The following is a 2,500-nucleotide window of genomic DNA, read 5'->3' on the forward strand; positions in this document are numbered from 1 at the left end:
CGCCATTCGTGCAGGTCGGAACTTACCCGACAAGGAATTTCGCTACCTTAGGATGGTTATAGTTACCACCGCCGTTTACTGGCGCTTAAGTTCTCAGCTTCGCCCTGTCGAAACAGAGCTAACCGGTCCCCTTAACGTTCCAGCACCGGGCAGGCGTCAGTCCGTATACATCGCCTTACGGCTTCGCACGGACCTGTGTTTTTAGTAAACAGTCGCTTCTCGCTGGTCTCTGCGGCCACCCCCAGCTCGAGCAGCAAGTGCTCTCACCAGTGATGGCCCCCCTTCTCCCGAAGTTACGGGGGCATTTTGCCGAGTTCCTTAACCATAGTTCACCCGAACGCCTCGGTATTCTCTACCTGACCACCTGAGTCGGTTTAGGGTACGGGCCGCCATGAAACTCGCTAGAGGCTTTTCTCGACAGCATAGGATCATCCACTTCACCACAATCGGCTCGGCATCAGGTCTCAGCCTCAATGTGTGACGGATTTGCCTATCACACGGCCTACACCCTTACCCCGGGACAACCACCGCCCGGGCTGGACTACCTTCCTGCGTCACCCCATCGCTTACCTACTACAGGTCTGGTCCGTCGGCTCCACCACTCCCCTTTGCCCGAAGGCTCCGGGGCGGCTTCACGGACTTAGCATCGCCTGGTTCGATATTGGGCGTTTCAAAGCGGGTACCGGAATATCAACCGGTTGTCCATCGACTACGCCTGTCGGCCTCGCCTTAGGTCCCGACTTACCCTGGGCAGATCAGCTTGACCCAGGAACCCTTAGTCAATCGGCGCACACGTTTCTCACGTGTGTATCGCTACTCATGCCTGCATTCTCACTCGTGAACCGTCCACAACTCGCTTCCGCGGCTGCTTCACCCGGCACACGACGCTCCCCTACCCATCACAGTCCCCGTTGGGGGTATGTACTGCAATGACACGACTTCGGCGGTACGCTTGAGCCCCGCTACATTGTCGGCGCGGAATCACTTGACCAGTGAGCTATTACGCACTCTTTCAAGGGTGGCTGCTTCTAAGCCAACCTCCTGGTTGTCTCTGCGACTCCACATCCTTTCCCACTTAGCGTACGCTTAGGGGCCTTAGTCGATGCTCTGGGCTGTTTCCCTCTCGACCATGGAGCTTATCCCCCACAGTCTCACTGCCGCGCTCTCACTTACCGGCATTCGGAGTTTGGCTAAGGTCAGTAACCCGGTAGGGCCCATCGCCTATCCAGTGCTCTACCTCCGGCAAGAAACACACGACGCTGCACCTAAATGCATTTCGGGGAGAACCAGCTATCACGGAGTTTGATTGGCCTTTCACCCCTAACCACAGGTCATCCCCCAGGTTTTCAACCCTGGTGGGTTCGGTCCTCCACGAAGTCTTACCTCCGCTTCAACCTGCCCATGGCTAGATCACTCCGCTTCGGGTCTTGAGCGCGCTACTGAATCGCCCTGTTCGGACTCGCTTTCGCTACGGCTTCCCCACACGGGTTAACCTCGCAACACACCGCAAACTCGCAGGCTCATTCTTCAAAAGGCACGCAGTCACGAGATGCAAGCAAGCTCGCATCCGACGCTCCCACGGCTTGTAGGCACACGGTTTCAGGTACTATTTCACTCCGCTCCCGCGGTACTTTTCACCATTCCCTCACGGTACTATCCGCTATCGGTCACCAGGGAATATTTAGGCTTAGCGGGTGGTCCCGCCAGATTCACACGGGATTTCTCGGGCCCCGTGCTACTTGGGTGTCTCTTAAACGAGCCGCATGAATTTCAGCTACGGGGGTCTTACCCTCTACGCCGGACCTTTCGCATGTCCTTCGCCTATTCATACGGTTTCTGACTCGTCTCACAGCCGGCAGACTGTGAAAAAGAGATCCCACAACCCCGCATGCGCAACCCCTGCCGGGTATCACACGCATACGGTTTGGCCTCATCCGGTTTCGCTCGCCACTACTCCCGGAATCACGGTTGTTTTCTCTTCCTGAGGGTACTGAGATGTTTCACTTCCCCTCGTTCCCTCCACACTGCCTATGTGTTCAGCAGCGGGTGACAGCCCATGACGACTGCCGGGTTTCCCCATTCGGAAACCCCCGGATCAAAGCCTGGTTGACGGCTCCCCGGGGACTATCGTGGCCTCCCACGTCCTTCATCGGTTCCTGGTGCCAAGGCATCCACCGTGCGCCCTTAAAAACTTGGCCACAGATGCTCGCGTCCACTGTGCAGTTCTCAAGCAACGACCAGCCACCCATCACCCTGCCACTTACGCAGCAAGTTCACTGGGGCCGGCATCGCAGAAGGGCGAGCAACGCTCGCACCCTCAGATACCCAACAGCGTGCCCGACACGATCCGATCAGATTCACGTTCCACGCCGAAGCAGTACTAGTGACCTCACCCAACCGTGCCGAATAATCAACGTTCCACCCATGAGCAACCAGCATCGGACGTTCGCCGATGTTCTGGCCTCTGACCAGCCGAAGCTGGTGAGAAGTGCTCCTTAGA

General features: G+C 57.3%; 2 rRNA genes (1 of these 2 cut by a window edge). Both read right to left on the minus strand.

The window, feature by feature from the left end:
• Positions 1 to 2,198: ribosomal RNA gene (locus tag AB0F61_RS34045) — 23S ribosomal RNA — on the minus strand; the annotation flags it as partial.
• A 301-nt stretch (positions 2,199 to 2,499) separates the two neighbouring features.
• A 16S ribosomal RNA gene (locus tag AB0F61_RS34050) occupies position 2,500 on the minus strand; its annotated part runs 1,248 nt beyond the window's last position; the annotation flags it as partial.

The sequence above is a fragment of the Micromonospora sp. NPDC023888 genome (genome assembly GCF_040639415.1).
In the GTDB taxonomy this organism is placed as follows: domain Bacteria; phylum Actinomycetota; class Actinomycetes; order Mycobacteriales; family Micromonosporaceae; genus Micromonospora.